The organism is Streptomyces sp. NPDC104761 (assembly GCF_055583445.1).
On record NZ_JBVJNZ010000002.1, the window covers coordinates 117,038 to 136,232 of the forward strand.

Below are 19,195 nucleotides of genomic sequence, written 5' to 3' on the forward strand. Positions count from 1 at the left end.
GCAGTATGCACTGTGCGGGAACTAGCCGCGCATCTGCCCCAGCCAGTGCAGCGTCCGCCGTACCTCGCCCGCCAGCGGGTGGCCGGGCCCGTGCAGCCGTTCCACGTCGAACAGCAGCCGGGTGAGCGTGTCGTGGGCGGCCGGCCGGTCGCCGAGCGCGAGCAGCAGATGCCCGATCCGGCGGCGCACCTCGTGCGCGAGCTGCGGGTCGCCGGCCACGTACTGGTTCTCGTAGTACGGCAGCAGTGCGCGGTACTCCGCGAGCGCCGCCGCCGGTTCGCCGAGCTGTTCCAGGCACTGGGCGGTCTCGTAGCGGAAGCGCAGGACCTGCGGGTCGGCCTGGCCCGCCTCGGCGGCGCGTTCGTCGGCGAGGCGGCGCAGTTCGGGCAGCGCCCGCCGGTACTGTCCGTCGTCCATGAGCGTGGCCGCGTACTGCTTGCGCAGCGTGCGGACGACCGTGGAGCGCTCACCGTGCTGGTCGGCGGCGGCAGGCAGGATCGCGCCCAGGATGTCGACGGCCTGGGTGATGCGCCCCTCCCCCAGCAGCCGCTTGACCTCGTCGACGGCGGCGGCGACATCCGGCCTGCCGGGTACGGCGGCCACGGGGGCGGCGGGCTGCGGTGCGGGGGTCCGCGCCCGGTCGGGCCAGGGGGCGTGGGGGCGCAGGAACGGGCGCGTGGGGTCCAGGGGCGACCCGGACGGCGTCCCGCGCGCGGGCAGGAGCACCGCCAGGTCCTCGTAGACCTCCTGTGCGGACGCCGGGCGGTGCTGCGGGTCCTTGGCGAGCAGGCGCAGTACGAGGCTTTCGAGTGGTTCGGGGACCTCGGGGCGGGTCCGGCGTACCGGCACCGGCGGCTCGTACAGGTGCCGGTGCAGCACGCCGAGCGCCGTGGACCCCGCGAACGGGACCTCTCCGCTGAGCAGTTCGTGCAGGAGCACGCCGAGCGCGTACAGGTCGGTGTACGGGCCGACCGCGCCGCCCATCGCCTGCTCGGGCGCCATGTAGGCGGGCGAGCCGATCGGTGAGCCGGTGTGGGTGAGGCGGGTGGTGTCGGTATCCATGACGGAGGCGACGCCCAGGTCGAGGACGGTGACCGTGCCGTCCTGTTTCACCATGACGTTGCGCGGCTTGAGGTCGCGGTGGACGATCGGCACGGCGTGCACGGCGCTCAGCACTGCGCACAGCTGTGCGGCCACCGCGACCGCCCACTGCCACGGGTACGGGTCGTGCTCGGCCAGGTGGTCGGAGAGGTCGGCGCCGTCCACGTACTGCATGACCAGGAAGAGCTCCTCGCCCTCGCTGCCCGCGTCGTGCACGGTGACCAGGCCGGGGTGGTCGACCTGCGCGGTGACCCGGCACTCCCGCAGGAACCGGCGGCGCAGCTCCTCCGCCTCCGCGCCCGCCACCTTGTCGGGGCGCAGCAGCTTCACCGCCACCCGCCGGTCGAGCCGCTGGTCGTACGCCGTCCACACCTGGCCCATCCCGCCCTGCCCGATGAGCGTGGACAGCTCGTAGCGGCCGGCGACGACACGTCCTGCCGCCACGGTCACCGTCCGCCCTCGTGGCCGCCCTCGCGGTGCCCGTCGTGCTTGCGCAGGTAGTCACTGAGTTCGTCGAGTTCGGCGCGCACCTGCTCGATCCGGGCGGGCGCCGGGCGCTGCGGCGGCGCGGGTATCGGTGGCTGGGGGTGCGGCGGCCGGGGCATCGGGGAGACGGAGTGCGCGGACGGGGCCGGAGTGTGCGGGGGCATCGTCCCCGTGGTGTACGGCGAGGTGGGGGGCGCGTAGGCGTACTGCTGCGCCGTCTGCTGCGCCGTGTACGCCTCGCGCTGCCGCTGGAAGTGGCGTACGTCGGCCGCCACGTAGTAGACGACGGCGCCCAGGAGCGTGCCGAACAGCAGCGTGATCCCCAGGTAGCCGCCGGCGGTGTGCACGTCGTCGCCGGGTTCGCTGCCCAGCAGCACGATGCTGAGGACGTCGGCCGCCACCGCCGTCACCAGCACGCCGACGTCGACCGGCCTGCGGGTCACGACGGCCAGCCGCACCAGCATCGCCCACGCCAGGAAGCCGAGGCTGAGCACCCCGAGCGCCACGAACACCACACGCACCAGGACCAGTACCGCGTCGTGCGGCGGCCGCCGCACCGGCTGCGCATGGCCCTGGCCTTGCATGGTCGCTCCTGTGTGCCTGGTGCCTGGAAAAGGGCGTACGTGCCCGTCCGGTGCCGTCCGCCCGGGGACGGCACCGGTCGTGCGATGGTCGGATCGAGCATATGGCCCGGCACGGACAACCGGTTCGGGTTGTACCGAACCGTTGTCGGACCGACTGCCGGCCGATCCCGGCAGAGCCCGGGGGTCCCGGCAGAGCCCGGGGGTCCCGGCGGAGCCCCGGGGGTCCCGGTCGGCGGTCAGTCCGGCGCGACGGTCCCGTCGGTGAGGCCGTCGTACATCCCGCGCACCAGGTGTTCCCCGAGCCGGCTCGCGTGCCGCAGCGCCCGCTCGAACTCGTCGAGTGCGCGGAACCGCGCGCCGTAGCGCCGCTGTTCCTCCAGGGGCAGCCGGGGCAACTGCAGCCGGCGCACGTCAAGCCGGGTCGCCGTGGAGGCGTAGCTGCTGGCCTGCCGGTTGTTGGCGGTGCCGCGCAGGAAGCCGGCGAGGAACCACGGGTCGAGGGCCGTGCGGTCGGGTCGCAGCAGCACCAGGTTGCGTCCCAGGGCGGCCCCCGCCGTCGCCTCGTCGACCACGCGCGCCACCGAGCCTCCGCCGAGGACCGGTACGACGACGTCGCCCGGCTCGGTCAGCACGGCCTCCTCGTCGCTCTCGGGAAGCGTGCCCGAGGGAGCCGTCGCGGCGAGGACGTCGTGGTCGGTGAGCACGGGCACGCGCGCGTGGCCGCCGTTGCCTCCGGTGCGCAGCAGCAGCGCGCCCCCGCGGGCGAGTTCGCCGACGGTGGTGAGCGGCCACCGCGCGGGCGGTACCTGGTCGGCGGGCGGCGGGGTGAGGTCGACGGTCAGGCGCAGGGTCGCGCCGAGCCGTTCGCGGACGGCCGTGAGCTCCTCCGCGCCGTCGGCCGCGGCGGCCGGGGGCAGGTGGCGGGCGGGCGCGAGGTCCACGTCGTCGTCGAGGAGTTCGATGACCGGCACCGAACGGGCCAGCCCCGGGCGCTCCACCGGCCCCCCGTCGCGCTCGAAGGCACGCCAGGCGTCCAGGACGGCGTCCCCTACCGCCGCCAGGTCGGGGCCGCCCCGCCCCTCCCCGCCGAACCTCCCGGTGTCCACGAGCAGCACCTCGGGCGTGGCCGGCGTCCGCTCCGGCCGGCGCAGCACCCACAGGTGCAGCGGGACGCTGTGCGGCGGTGCCGCCCCGGCCGGCAGCGCGACGAGCGCCCGCAGCGCGCCCCGGCGCAGCAGGTCGGCCCGGATCCGGCGTCCGGAACGGCGGGACGCCACGGCCGGCGGCATCAGCAGGACCGCGGTGCCGCCGTCGGCGAGCCGGGCCAGGGCGTGCTGCACCCAGGCCAGTTCGGACTCGGTACGGGCGGGGAAGCCGTACTCCCAGCGCGCGTCGTACGCCAGCTCGTCGTGGCCCCAGTTGCGCTCGTTGAACGGCGGATGGCACAGGACCGCGTCCGCGCGCAGCTCCGGGAAGGCGTCGGCGCGCAGGGTGTCGCCGGCGGCGCCGCGCACGCCGGCCCGGGAGTGCAGCGCGAGTCGCAGCGCGGTGAGCGCGGCGAGGTCGGGGGCGCTGTCCTGGGCGTACAGCTCCTGGTCGGGGCGGACGCCGACGGCCCGCAGCAGGGCGCCGGTTCCGCAGGCCGGGTCCAGCACCGTGCGGGCGGGGCCGGCCAGGTCGGCCATGAGGCCGGCGAGTTCGGACGGGGTGAGCGTGTATTGGCGTGGGTTGGCGTCCAGGTGCCGCCCCAGCAGGAACTCGAAGGCCTGCCGGGCCCCGGCCTCGGCGGCCAGCTCGGCCGCGCCGCGCAGGAGAGGGGCGGAGGGGAGGAGCTGGGGGCCGGTGGGGGTGCGGACGGCGGGGGTGGCGGCAGCGGGGTGGGGGGTGTTCACACCCTCCGCACCGCCGGACCTGTTCACAGCCATCGTGCGGCCCGACCTGTTCACGGCTTCGGCGGCGTCCGCACCCCGGCCGTTGTGAACCGTGGGGTCGGCCGTCCCGCCGAGACGTGCGGTCAGCACCTCGTCCAGCGCGGCCGGCAGCATCGCGGCGAGCCGCTCGTCCGAGCCGGCGCTCACGTGCAGCCAGACGGTGGGGCGCTCGTGGATCAGCAACAGCACACAGCCCGCGTGCACCAGCGCCGTCAGCGGGCCTTCGGGGTGCCCGGCGAGTTGCTGCCAGACCCGCTCACGCAGCGGGACCTGCGCGAGTTTGCCCTGCTTGCGCAGCCAGGACTCGATTTCGGCGAGCGCGAAGGACGGGCTGGTCTCGGTGCCGCCGACCGGCTTGGGGAAGTCGGCGTGCCGGCGGCGCCAGTTGCTGACGGCGGCGCGGCCCACCCCGGCGAGCCGTGCGATGCCGGCCGCGGTCACCTCTGTGGTGTTGTCCTGCACGCGGCTTCCGCTCCCCTCGTCCCATGTGTGCACCGAGCATACCGACGCGCACAAGATCCCCTCCTTCACGGACGTGTACACCCCGCCTCGACTTCATAATGTTGACTCGGTTCACAGCCTCTGCTGTTATTGACCCACAGCTTCAACGACCTTGTGTCAACGACTCCCGAAGGACTCCCGATGCGCCTCCCGTCCCGTGCCGTGATGCTGCTGGCCGCCGCGGCCCTCCCGCTGGCCCTGACCGCCTGCTCCGCCGGATCCACCGGCGCGGGCACCGACTCCGGTACCGGCACGAGCGCCGAGCCGGCCAAGGCGAAGGACCCCGACTCCGGCCTGCTCACGGGCACCGAGCTGAAGAAGGCGCTGGCGCCCGCATCGGCCTTCCCGTCCGGGCTCACCCTCGAGTCCGACGGCTCCGCGGACAGCGGCGGCCAGTTCCTCTCCCCGGCCGCCCGGAAGGCGGGGAAGCCGGACTGCACGCGACTGGAGACCACGTCCTGGATCCAGGTGTCCGGCTACAAGGGCGGGGTGTCGTTCGCGCAGAACGGCTACGCGAGCAAGACGGAGGAAGTGGACCAGGAGATCGACGCCTTCCAGGGCAGCACGGCGGCCGCGGTGATGAAGGCGCTGCGCACCGTCGCCGCCGAGTGTGCGACGTACACGGACACCGACGCGCACGCCAAGGTGAAGCTCACCGGCAGCGACACGGCCGGACTCGGCGACGAGGCCTACACGATGACGCTGACGAGCGGCTACTGGGAGAACGGCACCACGCTGATCGCGGCGCGTTCCGGCGGCTCCGTGGTCACCGTGCTGTCCACGGCGGGCACCGACAACGGAGCCGCGACCGCGAGGAAGGTGACGACGACGGTCCTGTCGGCGCTGAAGAAGTAGCTTGATCCGTTCCCGCGAAGGATGCCGATGCGCCTGACGTCCCGCCCTGCCGACCGGGCGGCTGCCGGCGAACCCGCCGTAGGAGAACCCGCCGTACGAGAACGCGCCGTACGAGAACGCGCCGTACGAGAACGCGGCGTGCCCGGAACGCCGCTGCGTGCCGCGCTCGTTCTCGGTCTGCTCCTCGGGTTCTACGTGCTGGCCCTGCTCCTCCTCTGCGTGCTGGCGGTCCTGGACCTCTTCCTGGCCCGGGGCCCCGGCCTCACGGTCGTGGCGGTCGAGGGCTATCTCGGCTCGCTGGCGATCGCCTGGTGCGTGGTGCGGGTCGTCCTGCTCACCCGCGGTCCCGGGGACGGGCAGGACGAGGTGGCCGGAGTGTCGCTGACACCGAGTGAGCAGCCGGAGCTGTGGCGGCATGTGCGGGACCTGGCCGAGCGGGTGGGCACCCGGCCGCCCACGGAGATCCGGGTGGTCCCCGGGGCCAACGCCATGGTGCGGGAGAACGCCCGGTGGCTCGGGCTGATCGCGGGCGAACGGCGGCTCTTCCTCGGCGTCACCCTGCTGATCGGCCTGCCCCAGGACGAACTGGACGCCGTGCTCGGGCACGAACTCGGCCACTATGCCCACGACGACACCCGACTGGGCGGCCTGCTCTGGGCGCTGCACGGCAGGCTGCAGCACACCGTCCACACCTTGCGTCGGCGGGCTGCGCGAGACGAGGCCGAGGAGCGGGCGAGGACCGCCGCACGGGCCGCCCGGCGCCGTGCGGCCGGCAAGCCGCTGGCGCTCAAGCGGGCACCGAAGCCGGGACCGGACCACTATGTGGCCCTTCTCTTCTGCGCGTACGCGCGGCTGTGCCTGCGCCTGACCGAGGCCGTCAGCCGCAGGCAGGAGTACGCGGCCGACCGGGTGGCCGCCCGCGTCGCCGGACGGGACACCACGGCCTCCGCACTGCGCCGCATCCCCGCGCTCGAAGCCGCCGACGACCTCTATCTGCGCGAGTACGCCCTGATGGGCCGGGACGCCGGCCTGCTGCCGCCGGAAGGGCAGTTCCACGGCGGTCTCGCCCAGCTGCTCGCGGACCCCGCGCGCCGGGCGGAACTGGACGCGTGGACCCGCGGGCCGCTCCAGGAGGTGGTGCCCGAGGAGAGCTCTCCGTACGACAGCCACCCGCTCACGGCCGACCGCATCGCGGCGCTGGAGGCACTCCCCGCACCCCCCGCACTCCACGAACTACCTGCACTCCACGAACTTCCCCCGCTCCACGCACTTCCCGAACTCCCCGACGCCGGACGCACCATCACGCACCCCCGGCGCCCCGCCCTCGAGCTGCTCCGGGAGCCGGACCGCGTCCTCACGGGACTGGAACGAGCCGTACTGAGCCGGGAGACGCTGTCCTGGCGGCGCGTGCCCTGGGCGGAACTGCCCGCGTGGACCCGGCGCGAGAGCTGGGCGCGGGAAGCGCAGCCGCTGCTGGAAGCCATGGCCCAGCTGACCGGCGCGAGGAGCGTCCACGTGTCCCGGGCATCCGCGGTGCCGCACCTCCACCAGCTCCTTGACCTGATCGACCACGGTCTGCTGCACGACATCGCCGGCCGGCTGCCCAGGTCGGAGCAGGCCGGCCGGAGCAGCGGGCGGGCGGCACGCGAGTTCGCCAGGACGGCCTTCCGCTCCGCGCTCGGCCGGCTCGCCCTGCTCACCGCGCTGGACACCGGGTTGTGCCGGTGGGACCTGTGCTGGTCCGGACCCGCGGTGCGGACCGTGGCACCCGAAGGATTCGCCGAGGCGCTGGAGGAGGCGCTGGACCACGCGATCGCCGAGCCGCCCGGCACGTCCCCCCTGCGGGCTCTGCTGGCCGGCGGCGGCCGTCCTCCGACGGCCACGTCCACGGCCTCGTCGACCTTCTAGCCTCTCAGCCGTCTCCTCCGGCGGCCCCTACCCGAAAGACCCGTTATGAACGTCCTGATCGACATAGCCGGTGCCGGCATTCTCGTCTATGCGCTCGTCACCCTCCCGCGCAATATCCGCAAGGGGCGTGCGCTCCGGGCGGAGGCGAAGGCCAAGGCGCCGGTCACCATCGACGCCGCGAAGTACGGGCTGGTGCCGGCCGCTCAGCTCGACAGCCGTTCGGCGGGCCCCGATCCCGAAGCCGACGCGGTCGCGGCGGCCGCCCTCGCCGGTGACTGGCGGCGGGCCGCCGCCTACCTGGCGGGGGCGGGCCGCGACTGGGACCTGCGGTGGTACCGGCTCGGCATCCTCGTGCACGCCGCAGCCGAGGACGACGCCTGGCTCAAGGCGTGGCGGACCGAGTACCCCGGCGACCCGTCCGCCGCCCTGGTGCACGCCGACGCGCTGATCGTGCTCGCGGGCCAGGTACGCGGCGCGAAGCTGGCGAAGAACACCACGGCGGAGCAGTTCGAGGGCTTCCACCGGCTGCTGGCCGAGGCGCTGCCCGCCTGCCGGGAGGCCGCCTGGATGGCGCCCGAAGACCCCTGCCCCTGGGTCGCGCAGATCACCATCGCGCTGGGACTCGGCTGGTCGCACGACGACTTCCGGGCGCTGTGGGCCGAGGTCACCGCCCGCGACCCGCACCACTTCGGGGCCCACATGAGCGCGTTGCAGTACTGGTGCGCCAAGTGGCGTGGTTCGCACGAGCTGATGTACGCGTTCGCCGGGCAGGCCGCGGCCGCCGCACCGCAGGGCAGCCTGCTGTCCGTACTGCCCCTGTACGCCCTGATGGAGCACGCGTTCCGGGAGCCCAAGGCACCCGTGTACAACCAGCCGTTCGTCCAGGCGGCCCTGGACGCCACCCTGGACGCCGTGGACCGGGCTCCGGCCGGACACCACCGGCTGCCGACGGTCCGGCACCTGCTGGCGGACACCTTGTTCCAGACGAAGCGCTACCCGGAGGCCGTCGAGCAGTTCCGGGCGGTCGGCGGATACGTCGGCAGCCCGCCGTGGTCGTACTCCGGCAACCCGGTCAAGGCGTTCGTCTTCGCCCGCACCAACACCTTCGTGGCGTGGGAGAAGGCGGGCCGCCCGGCCCCTGCGCCGCGCGGCCACTACCCGGGGCAGTGACACACGCGGCGGTCCCGCGCCGGTACAGCGCCGGTTCAGCGCGCCTTGAAGCGGGACGGTGCGTTGGTCGGGTTGCCGCCCGAGGGGAGTTTCTGGCCCGGACAGGTGGCGAGCACCTTCTTCATCGCGGCCTTCTCGGCGGCGGTGACCCACAGGCCGTACTTCTTCTTCACGGCGACCTGTGCGGCGACGTAGGTGCAGCGGTAGGACTTGTCGGGCGGCAGCCAGGTGGCGGTGTCTCCGTCACCCTTGCCGCGGTTGGCGCTCGCGTCGACGGCCAGCAGGTTGAGCGGGTCGTTGGCGAGGGCTATCCGCTTGCCGGCGTCCCAGTACTTGGCGCCCGTCTGCCAGGCGTCCGAGAGGGCGACGAGGTGGTCGATGTCGACCAGGCTGCGGCCACGCTTGTAGGTGACCTCCTTGCCGGAGTACGGGTCCGGGTCCAGCACGCCGGAGGAGACCTTGCAGTCGCCGCCGGTGTACTTCACGTCCTTCAGGTCGCGCTTGAGTATGTCGTCCCGTGTGTCGCAGGAGTTCGAGTCGGTGTCCGCCCAGGCGGAGCCGAACCTCTCCCGGGAGTAACCGGTCTTCGGCGCCCGCCCCTTGACGGTCAGCGAGTCGGCGGCCGTCAGGGCCGCTCCCCCGCCTGTCGCGCCCGGAGCTGCCGAGGCTCCCGAAGCCCCCTTGTCCTGCAGGTCCTTGCAGCCGGCCACGGCGAACACCATGATGACGGCCACGACCGCCCCGCCCCTCAGACGCGCCACGTGCGCCCCCTCTTCCTTGCCCCGGTCCGCCTCCGCACGGGCGGATCTCCGCTGGTCCCAAGGTAACCGCCGCGCGGTTCGCCCCAGACGGGGCACAGAACGACACATGCCCGCAACTCGCCGCCATAGGCGCCGGTTGTCACCCCCGGCGAAGCCCGGCCCTTACGCCTTCGCGCCCGCTCACTCCCCGCGGCGGGCGAATGCCCCCGATGGACCGCCTCACGCCTTGCCGTGCGCGCACGGCTTCCGGCCGGGGGACGCACCGCGGAGCCGCGGCTTCACGACTCCACGGCTGCGGAGACCGGGTCCTGCTACGACCCCAGGATCGAGGCGAGGAACTCCCCGACCCAGCTCAGCAGTTCCCGCCCGACGAGCGGCTTGCCGCCGACCTTCGCGGTCTTGGGGCGGGGTACCAGCAACTGGTGGGCGGCCGGTTTGATGACCGTTCCGGGGTAGAGGCGCTTGACGCGCAGTTCCTGCGACTCGCGCAACTCCACCGGGGCGAAGCGGATGTTGGTGCCCTGGAGGACGACCTCGCCGACCCCGCACGCGCGGGCGAGCATCCGCAGCCCGGCGACGAGCAGCAGGTTCTCCACCGGCTCGGGCAACTTGCCGTAGCGGTCGGTGAGTTCCTCGCGGACCGCTCTGATGTCGTCCTCCGAGTTGGCGGAGGCGATGGCGCGGTAGGCCTGGAGGCGCAGCCGCTCGCCGGGCGCGTAGTCGTGCGGGACGTGCGCGTCGACGGGCAGCTCGATCTTGACCTCCAGCGGCGGCTCCTCCTCGATCTCGCCGGTCTCCAGCTGCCGCCGGTAGTCCGCCACGGCTTCGCCGACCATGCGGACGTACAGGTCGAAGCCGACGCCCGCGATGTGCCCGGACTGCTCGCCGCCGAGCAGGTTGCCCGCGCCGCGGATCTCCAGGTCCTTCATCGCGACGTACATGCCGGCGCCCATCTCGGTGTGCTGGGCGATGGTGGCGAGGCGCTCGTGGGCCGTCTCCGTCAGGGGCTTCTCGGGCGGGTAGAGGAAGTACGCGTATCCGCGCTCCCGGCCACGGCCGACGCGGCCGCGCAGCTGGTGCAGCTGGGACAGGCCGAAGGTGTCGCCGCGTTCGACGATGAGGGTGTTGGCGTTGGAGATGTCGATGCCGGACTCGACGATCGTGGTCGAGACGAGGACGTCGAACTTCTTCTCCCAGAAGTCGACGACGACCTGTTCGAGGGCCGACTCGGACATCTGGCCGTGGGCGGTCGCGATGCGGGCCTCGGGGACGATGTCGCGGAGTCTGGCCGCGGCGCGGTCGATCGACTCGACCCGGTTGTGGATGTAGAAGACCTGGCCCTCGCGCAGCAGTTCACGGCGGATGGCGGCGCCGATCTGCTTCTCCTCGTACGGCCCGACGAAGGTGAGCACCGGGTGGCGCTCCTCCGGGGGCGTGGTGATCGTGGACATCTCGCGGATGCCGGTGACCGCCATCTCGAGGGTGCGGGGGATGGGCGTGGCCGACATGGTGAGCACGTCGACGTTGGCGCGGAGCTTCTTCAGCTGCTCCTTGTGCTCGACGCCGAAGCGCTGCTCCTCGTCGACGATGACCAGGCCCAGGTCCTTGAACTTGGTCTCTGAGGAGAAGAGACGGTGGGTGCCGATGACGACGTCGACGGCGCCCTCTCTGAGGCCCTCCAGGGTCGCCTTGGCCTCGGTGTCGGTCTGGAAACGGGAGAGCGCCTTCACGCTCACCGGGAACTGCGAGTACCGCTCGGAGAACGTCCCGAAGTGCTGCTGCACCAGCAGGGTGGTGGGGACCAGGACGGCGACCTGCTTGCCGTCCTGGACGGCCTTGAAGGCGGCCCGCACCGCGATCTCGGTCTTGCCGTAGCCGACGTCACCGCAGATCAGGCGGTCCATGGGGACCGACTTCTCCATGTCGTCCTTGACCTCGGCGATGGTCGTCAACTGGTCGGGGGTCTCCGCGTACGGGAAGGCGTCCTCCAGCTCGCGCTGCCAGGGGGTGTCCGTGCCGAACGAGTGTCCGGGGGCGGCCATCCGGGCGCTGTAGAGCTTGATCAGGTCGGCGGCGATCTCCTTGACGGCCTTCTTGGCGCGCGCCTTGGTCTTGGTCCAGTCCGCGCCGCCCAGGCGGTGCAGGGTGGGGGCCTCGCCGCCGACGTACTTGGTGATCTGTTCCAGCTGGTCGGTCGGGATGTACAGCCGGTCGCCGGGCTGGCCGCGCTTGGCGGGGGCGTACTCCACGACCAGGTACTCGCGGGTGGCGCCCTGCACGGTGCGCTGCACCATCTCGATGTAGCGGCCGACGCCGTGCTGCTCGTGGACGATGTAGTCGCCCGCCTCCAGGGTGAGCGGGTCGATGGTCTTGCGGCGGCGGGCCGGCATCCGCGCGCCGTCCTTGCCGGCCGCCTTCTGCCCGGACAGGTCGGTCTCGGTGAGGACGGCGAGCCGGAGCGCCGGGTCGACGAAGCCGTAGTCGATCGAGCCGCACGACACGTGCACGACCGAGGGGCTCAGCTCGCCCAGGTCGACGTCGAGGCGGGCCGCGATGCCCTCGCCGCCGAGCACCTCGACGGTGCGGGCGGCGGTGCCGTGCCCCTCGGTGACGTAGACCGTGCGCCAGCCGTCGGCCAGCCAGCCCTTGGTGTCGGCGAGCGCCTTCGCGGTGTCGCCGCGGTAGGTCTCCGTGGCGTGCATGCCCAGCTTGAGGGTGTCGGCCGCCCCCACCACGTCGGAGGCGTGGGTGAACGACTCGTCGGCGGCGAACGGGGACACCGACCACCACATCATGTCCAGCTCGCGGGCACGGTCGCGGACGTCCGCGATGGACCACAGGGAGGCCGCGCCGACGTCGATGGGCGCCTCGCCGCCGCCCGCGGTGGCCGCCCAGGACGCCTGCAGGAACTCCTGGCTCGTGGCCACCAGGTCGGCGGCACGGGTGCGGACCCGCTCCGGGTCGCACACGACGGCCATCGCGCCCTTGGGCAGCACGTCGAGCAGCAGCTCCATGTCGTCGACCAGGACCGGGGCGAGGGACTCCATGCCCTCGACGGCGATCCCCTCGGCGATCTTGTTGAGCAGCTCGCCGAGCTCGGGGTGCTCCTCGGCGAGGGCCCGCGCGCGTGCCCGGACGTCCTCGGTGAGCAGCAGCTCGCGGCAGGGCGGCGCCCACAGGCCGTGTGCGGCGACCTCCAGGGAGCGCTGGTCGGCGACCTTGAAGTAACGGATCTCCTCGACGTCGTCGCCCCAGAACTCCACGCGCAGGGGGTGTTCCTCGGTGGGCGGGAAGACGTCCAGGATGCCACCGCGTACGGCGAACTCGCCGCGCTTCTCGACGAGCTCCACGCGCGCGTAGGCGGCGGCCGCGAGGGCTTCCACCACCTCGTTCAGGTCGGCGCTCTGGCCGGTGCGCAGGGCCACCGGCTCCAGGTCGCCGAGACCCTTGACCTGCGGCTGGAGCACGGAGCGTACGGGGGCGACGACGACGGAGACCGGGCCGGTCTCGGGGTCGTCGGAGCGGGGGTGGGCGAGGCGGCGCAGGACGGCGAGGCGGCGGCCGACGGTGTCGCTGCGCGGGCTGAGCCGCTCGTGCGGGAGCGTCTCCCAGGAGGGGTACTCGGCGACGCCCTCGGACGGCAGCAGGGTGCGCAGCGCCGACGCCAGGTCCTCGGCCTCCCGGCCGGTGGCGGTGACGGCGAGGACGGGGCGGCCGGCCTCGCGGGCCAGGGCGGCGATGGCGAGGGGGCGGGCCGCCGGGGGGCCGACCAAATCGACGTGCATGCGGTTGCCGTCCGCGGCCGCCTTGATCGCTTCCGCGAGGGCGGGGTCCTTGACTACGGCGTCGAGCAGACCGTGCAGGCTCATTGAGGGCGGCTTTCGTCGGGGGGTGGGCAACGCGAAGTGCCCGGCGCGGGCGGCGACCGGGGGGTCTCCAGCCTACGACTACGCGGGCGCGGCTGCCGGGGGCTGTGGACAACCTCCGTCGCCCTGCGAGGTGCCCCGCGCCACGGCGGCCGTCCCAGGGGGCTCCGCCCCCTGGACCCCCGAAGCCTATGCCCACCCACCACCCGACTCGGTGAGCCGAGAAGCGGGACTCGAAAAGACGAAGACAAGCCCCTGCCCGACTCGGTGACTGCGAAGTGGGACTGGAAGGCGGGGCGGTCGGCCGGGAGGCGGGCCCGGAGGGTACGACAGCGCCCGGCGCCGAAGAGTCCCCAGGACTCCGCGGCGCCGGGCGTTCCCCCGCAACCCCCGTGTGCGGTGGTCTGTCGGGCGGTCGCGGTCAGTCGGTCGCGATCGCGTTCAGGACGTTCATGCGGCCCGCGCGGAACGCCGGGATCAGGGCGGCGAACAGGCCCACGAAGGCCGAGCCGACGAAGACCCCGATGATCGTCGGCCAGGGGATCTCCAGGACCTTCAGGCCCTGCAGGGCGAGCAGCTTCTGGGCCGTCGCGCCCCAGCCCATGCCCAGGCCGAGGCCCAGCAGGGCGCCGAAGAGGGCGATCACCACGGACTCCATGCGGATCATGCGGCGCAGCTGGCGGCGGGAGAGGCCGATGGCCCTCATCAGGCCGATCTCCCTCGTCCGCTCGACCACCGACAGTGCCAGGGTGTTCACGACACCGAGGACCGCGACGATGATCGCGAGGGCGAGCAGGCCGTAGATCAGGTTCAGCAACTGGCCGATCTGGTCCTTGAGCGCCTTCTTGTAGTCGGTCTGGTCGCGGACGGTGTACTGCGGGTAGCCGTGCAGCGCGGACTTGAGCGCCGTGTACGCGGCGTCCTGCTGCCCGTCCTTGGCGGTGGCGAAGACCAGGTCGTCGAGGGGCATCTTGGCGGCCGGCACGTACTTGGCGAGCGTGGTGATGTTCGTGTACTTGGCGCCGGCGTCGATGAGGCCGTCGCTGCTGGTGATCGCCCGGACCGTCAGGTGGGCGGTGCGGCCGTCCCTGAACCTGACGGTGATCTTCGAGCCGAGGTGGATGCCGTGCGCCTTGGCGAACTTGTCGTGCACGGACATCGAGTCGGGCAGGTAGGCGTCCTTGAGGTCACCGGCCACGGTCTTGGTGCGCAGGTCGGTGGCGTAGGTGGGGTCGGCCGCCGTGATGTCGGTGTCCTTGAGGGTCTTCCCGTCGGGCGTGGTGTAGTCGGCGGTGGTGGTGCGGTACTCGGTGACGCGGGCGAGTCCGGGGACGTCCTTGACGGCCTTGACGGCCTGCGGGGTGATCCGCTGGCCGCTGTCGGACTGGATGATGAAGTCCGTGCCGACGGTCTTGTCGAGCTGGTCGGAGGCGGAGGCGACCATGGAGGAGCCGACCACCGAGAGGCAGGCGACCAGCGCCAGTCCGATCATCAGGGCGGCGCCGGTGGCGCCGGTGCGGCGCGGGTTGCGCAGCGCGTTGCGTTCGGCCATGCGGCCGACCGGGCCGAACATCCGCAGCAGGACGGCGCCGAGGACCCGTACGACACCGCCGGCGAGCAGCGGGCCGATGACGACGAAACCGAGGAGGGAGAGGACGATGCCGAGGCCGAGCCAGGCCGAGCCCTCCTGGGCCTTGTCGGCGGCGGAGGCGAGGTAGAGGCCGTAGCCGCCGGCGCCGGTCAGCACGAGGCCGATCAGGGCGCGTATGCGGCCCGCCCTGGCGTCGGCGGGGGCGCCGGCGTCGCGCAGCGCGGCCATCGGGGAGACCTTGCCGGCGCGGCGTGCGGGCAGGTAGGCGGCGAGGACGGTGACGACGACGCCGAGGACCAGGCCGAGCACCGGGGTCGTCCAGGCGACCGTCAGGTCACTGGTCGACAGGTGCATGCCCATCGAGCCCATGAGCTTCATCAGGCCGACGGCGATGCCGACGCCCGCGCCGACGCCCAGGACCGAGCCGACCACGCCGAGAAGCAGGGCCTCGACGAGCACGGACCGGTTGACCTGGCGGCGGCCGGCGCCGATGGCCCGCATCAGGCCGATCTCACGCGTGCGCTGGGCGACCAGCATCGAGAAGGTGTTGATGATCAGGAAGATGCCGACCAGGAAGGCGATCCCGGCGAAGCCGAGCATCGCGTACTTCATGACGTCCAGGAAGCTCTCGACGTCCTTCTGGTTGGCGTCGGCGGTCTCCTTGGCGGTCTGCACCTTGTAGGCGGTGCCGAGTTCGCCGGTGACGTTCTTCTTCAGCTGGGCGTCCGTCACGCCCGGCGCGGCCGTCACGTTGACGTTGGTGAAGACGCCGGTCCGCCCGACGAGGGTCTGCTGGGCGGTCCTCGTGTCCAGGTAGAAGATCGCGGCACCGGGGTTGGTGACGGTGAAGTCGGCGATGCCGGAGATCCTCGCGGTGTGCGTGCCGACCGCGCTGATCACGCCGATCTCGTCACCCAGCCGCAGGTGGTGCTTGTCGGCGGTGTCGGCGTCCACCATGACCTGGCCGGAGTTCCGCGGCGCCGCACCGGAGGTGATCTTCATGGTGCGGGCGTCGTTGGAGTTCCAGCTGCCGACGATGGTCGGCGCGCCGCTCGACGGGGACAGGCTGTCCTTCTTGGCGTCGACGACGGTCACGGAGGTCGAGAAGACCGTCCCCTCGGCCGCCTTGACGCCGTTCGCGGCGCGGACCTTGCCGACCACCGCGGCCGGCATGACCGGCGGCCTGCCGTTGTCGGAGGTGGTCTCGCCGGTGTCGGAGGCGCCCTTGGCGCTGACCGTCACGTCGGACGAGGTGGCCGCGAACAGCTTGTCGAACGTCGTGTTCATGGTGTCGGTGAACACCAGCGTGCCGCACACGAACGCCACCGACAGCAGCACGGCGACCGCGGAGAGGGCCATGCGTCCCTTGTGCGCGAAGAAGTTGCGCATCGAGGTCTTCAGGACGGTCATGACGTACGCCCCCGCGCGTCGAAGTCCTTCATGCGGTCCAGGACGGTCTCCGCGGTGGGCTTGAACATCTCGTCGACGATCCGGCCGTCGGCGAGGTAGAGCACGCGGTCCGCGTAGGAGGCGGCGACCGGGTCGTGCGTGACCATCACGATGGTCTGGCCCAGGTCGTCGACGGAGCTGCGCAGGAAGCCGAGGACCTCGGCGCCCGCGCGCGAGTCGAGGTTTCCGGTCGGCTCGTCCCCGAAGATGATCTCGGGGCGGGCGGCGAGGGCGCGCGCCACGGCCACGCGCTGCTGCTGGCCTCCCGAGAGCTGGGTGGGGCGGTGCTTGAGCCGGTCCGCGAGCCCCACGGTGTCGACCACGCGCCGCAGCCACTCCTTGTCGGGCTTTCGCCCGGCGATGTCCATGGGCAGCGTGATGTTCTCCAGCGCGTTCAGCGTCGGCAGCAGGTTGAACGCCTGGAAGATGAACCCGATCCGGTCGCGGCGCAGCTTGGTGAGCTTCTTGTCCTTCAGGCCGGTGATCTCGGTCTCGTCCAGGTAGATCTGACCGCTGGTCACGGTGTCGAGCCCGGCGAGGCAGTGCATCAGGGTGGACTTGCCGGACCCCGAGGGGCCCATGATCGCGGTGAACTGCCCGCGCATGATGTCCACGTCGACGTGGTCCAGGGCGACGACCCGGGTCTCCCCGGCCCCGTACGCCTTGACGACCTGCCGCGCCCGCGCGGCAACGGCCGTACGCCCTCCAGTACCCCCGTGCCTGGGAATGGTCACAGCCGATGTCACGGTATATCTCCTAAGTCGGTCAGCGAACGGACAGCCCTGCGCTGTGCGTTGCTGTGCGGTGGTCGGTACGACGACGAGTCTCGCGGCCGGCGGGGTCGCTCCGCGCTGGTGCGGAGCCCCGTCTTGCCCGGGGGAAAACCCCACCCCCCCGGTTCGGTCAACCGCCCCCCGGCGGCGTAAAGCCAGGTTAAGGACGGGCGGGGCGCCGTCTCGTCCTCCGGCGGTACGAACCCTCCCCGAGCCGTAGTACGGAGAAGCCCCTAGGGGACGTCCACCGCCGGGTGGAGTCCTTCTCGGGGTCGGTCTCCACCCACCGCCCCAGGAAGCGTCCACCCTTCCGCCGCGTGAGGGTCAAGTTGCCGCACCCTCTCACCAGGTGGACGCGGACTCCCGCCGCACCGGGACGGGTGGGAAGCTGTTGTGCGCGACATAGATACATGGCGGAGGCACGGGGAGGGGATCCGGCGTGGAGCGGGAGAACGCGGAGACGGCGAAGAAGGGGAGGGCGGAACCCGCGAGACGCGCGGTGGCGCGCGAGGCCGGGACGGACCGGCGGGGGGCCGTGGTGGCCGCCCTGATGCTCGCCATGGCGCTGGCGGCGCTCGACTCCACCGTCGTCTCCACCGCCGTACCCCAGATCGTCGGCGACCTCGGCGGCTTCTCGGTCTTCTCCTGGCTCTTCTCCGGCTACCTGCTGGCCGTCACCGTGACACTGCCGGTGTACGGCAAGCTCTCCGACACCTTCGGCCGCAAGCCGGTGCTGGTCGCGGGCGCCGCGGTGTTCCTGCTGGGGTCGCTGCTGTGCGCGGCCGCCTGGAACATGGCCGCGCTGATCGCGTTCCGGATCGTGCAGGGCCTCGGCGGCGGGGCGTTGCAGGGCACCGTCCAGACCCTCGCGGCCGACCTGTACCCGCTCAAGGACCGCCCGAAGATCCAGTCGAAGCTGTCCACGGTGTGGGCGGTGTCGGCGGTCGCCGGGCCGGGACTCGGCGGGGTGCTGGCCGCGTACGCGGACTGGCGGTGGATCTTCCTCATCAACCTGCCGATCGGCGCGGCGGCGCTCTGGCTGATAGTGCGTCACCTCCACGAGCCGAAGCGCGCGCCGCGCACGCCCCCGCGGGTGGACTGGGCGGGCGCGCTGGCCGTCTTCGCGTGCGGTGGCGTGCTGCTGACGGCGCTCGTGCAGGGCGGGGTGGCGTGGGCGTGGTGGTCCGCACCGTCGTGCGCGCTGTTCGCCACCGGGCTCGCGCTGGCGGGGCTCGTGGTGTGGACCGAGCGCCGGGCCGCCGAGCCGATCATCCCGGGGTGGGTGTGGCGGCGCCGTACGATCGCGGCCGTCAACCTCGCGCTCGGCGCGCTGGGCCTGCTGATGGTGGCGCCGACGGTGTTCCTGCCCATGTACGCGCAGTCGGTGCTCGGGCTCGCCCCGGTGGCCGCCGGGTTCGTGCTGTCGGTGTGGACGCTGACCTGGCCGGTCTCGGCGGCCCTCAGCCAGCACGTCTACCGGCGGATCGGCTTCCGCGACACCGCACTGCTCGGCATCGGCGCGGCCACGCTGATCCTGTTCGCGTTCCCGTTCCTGCCCTACCCGGGCTCGGCCTGGCAGCCGACGCTGCTCATGCTCCTGCTCGGCGCCGCGCTGGGCCTGTTCCAGCTGCCGCTGATCGTGGGCGTGCAGTCGACGGTGGGCTGGGCGGAGCGGGGCACGACGACCGCGTCGGTGCTGTTCTGCCGGCAGACCGGCCAGACGATCGGGGCGTCGGTGTTCGGCGCGGTCGCCAACGGGGTGCTGGCCACCCGGCTGGGCGGCGCGGGCGACCTCGACTCCGTCACGCGCGCACTGGACGACGGAACGGCCCCCGAGGCCACCCGGCACGCCATCGCGGACGCGGTCCACGCGGTGTACTTCGGGGCGGCGTGCGCGGCCGCACTGGCGTTCGTGGTGCTCCTGGTACTGGCGCCCCGGCGGTTCCCGGTCCTGACGGAGCGGTGAGGACGGCCGCCCTCCCCCCGGGCGGCCGGCGCCGTCCGGAAGCCCGACCCCGCCACAGCCCGGAAGCCGGACCCCGCTACCGCCCGTGCGCGCGGCGACGCGCCACCAGGACCGCGCCCGCGGCGAGGGCGACGGCCACCGCGGCGGCGCCCGCGAGAACGCGCGGAACATTTGGGTTAACGCGGGTAACACCCGAGGTCAGGGCCGTTGCCGTGCAGTAAGCGCATACCGGCCGGCCAGTTGCAGGAAAAAG

Annotated in this window: 11 protein-coding genes; 4 read left to right on the forward strand and 7 right to left on the reverse strand. The window is 72.7% G+C overall.

Annotated features, from left to right (window positions below):
* Positions 1–21: 21 nt before the first annotated feature.
* The 3 genes from ACZ63F_RS07105 to ACZ63F_RS07115 form a co-directional block, all read right to left on the reverse strand.
* On the reverse strand, positions 22–1,509 hold the full coding sequence (locus tag ACZ63F_RS07105; protein ID WP_469709945.1) for a protein kinase domain-containing protein: 1,488 nt from the start codon (positions 1,507–1,509) through the stop codon (positions 22–24).
* 38 nt (positions 1,510–1,547) lie between these two features.
* On the reverse strand, positions 1,548–2,171 hold the full coding sequence (locus ACZ63F_RS07110; RefSeq protein WP_469709500.1) for a hypothetical protein: 624 nt from the start codon (positions 2,169–2,171) through the stop codon (positions 1,548–1,550).
* A 236-nt stretch (positions 2,172–2,407) separates the two neighbouring features.
* Positions 2,408–4,564: an N-6 DNA methylase gene (locus ACZ63F_RS07115; protein WP_469709502.1), complete on the reverse strand. Its 2,157-nt coding sequence runs from the start codon at positions 4,562–4,564 to the stop codon at positions 2,408–2,410.
* Positions 4,565–4,744: 180 nt separating this feature from the next.
* Here ACZ63F_RS07115 and ACZ63F_RS07120 point away from each other — a divergent pair, with 180 nt between their 5' ends.
* Genes ACZ63F_RS07120 through ACZ63F_RS07130 form a run of 3 tightly spaced genes read left to right on the forward strand, consistent with a single transcriptional unit; the run spans position 4,745 to position 8,536 of the window.
* On the forward strand, positions 4,745–5,458 hold the full coding sequence (locus tag ACZ63F_RS07120; RefSeq protein ID WP_469709504.1) for a hypothetical protein: 714 nt from the start codon (positions 4,745–4,747) through the stop codon (positions 5,456–5,458).
* A gap of 27 nt (positions 5,459–5,485) precedes the next feature.
* A complete protein-coding gene (locus ACZ63F_RS07125) occupies positions 5,486–7,366 on the forward strand; it encodes a M48 family metalloprotease (RefSeq protein ID WP_469709506.1) in 1,881 nt (626 codons plus the stop codon).
* Positions 7,367–7,411: 45 nt separating this feature from the next.
* The gene (locus ACZ63F_RS07130; RefSeq protein ID WP_469709508.1) at positions 7,412–8,536 is read left to right on the forward strand and encodes a hypothetical protein; all 1,125 of its coding nucleotides are present in this window, start codon (positions 7,412–7,414) and stop codon (positions 8,534–8,536) included.
* A 35-nt stretch (positions 8,537–8,571) separates the two neighbouring features.
* Here the strand turns inward: ACZ63F_RS07130 and ACZ63F_RS07135 are convergent, their stop codons facing one another.
* The 4 genes from ACZ63F_RS07135 to ACZ63F_RS07150 form a co-directional block, all read right to left on the reverse strand.
* Positions 8,572–9,258, reverse strand: coding sequence for an HNH endonuclease family protein (locus ACZ63F_RS07135; RefSeq protein ID WP_469709946.1), 687 nt, complete (start codon positions 9,256–9,258; stop codon positions 8,572–8,574).
* A 350-nt stretch (positions 9,259–9,608) separates the two neighbouring features.
* Positions 9,609–13,166 (reverse strand): transcription-repair coupling factor, encoded by a 3,558-nt coding sequence (gene mfd, locus ACZ63F_RS07140; protein ID WP_469709510.1) that lies wholly within the window; start codon positions 13,164–13,166, stop codon positions 9,609–9,611.
* A gap of 418 nt (positions 13,167–13,584) precedes the next feature.
* Positions 13,585–16,164, reverse strand: a complete 2,580-nt coding sequence (locus tag ACZ63F_RS07145) for an ABC transporter permease (RefSeq protein WP_469709512.1) — start codon at positions 16,162–16,164, stop codon at positions 13,585–13,587.
* Complete coding sequence (locus ACZ63F_RS07150; RefSeq protein ID WP_093501978.1) at positions 16,161–16,949, reverse strand: ABC transporter ATP-binding protein; 789 nt, start codon at positions 16,947–16,949, stop codon at positions 16,161–16,163. The genes ACZ63F_RS07145 and ACZ63F_RS07150 overlap by 4 nt, the downstream gene beginning before the upstream one ends.
* 466 nt (positions 16,950–17,415) lie before the next feature.
* Between ACZ63F_RS07150 and ACZ63F_RS07155 the strand changes: the two genes are divergently transcribed.
* Positions 17,416–18,942, forward strand: coding sequence for an MFS transporter (locus tag ACZ63F_RS07155; protein ID WP_469709514.1), 1,527 nt, complete (start codon positions 17,416–17,418; stop codon positions 18,940–18,942).
* The last annotated feature ends 253 nt before the right edge of the window (positions 18,943–19,195 follow it).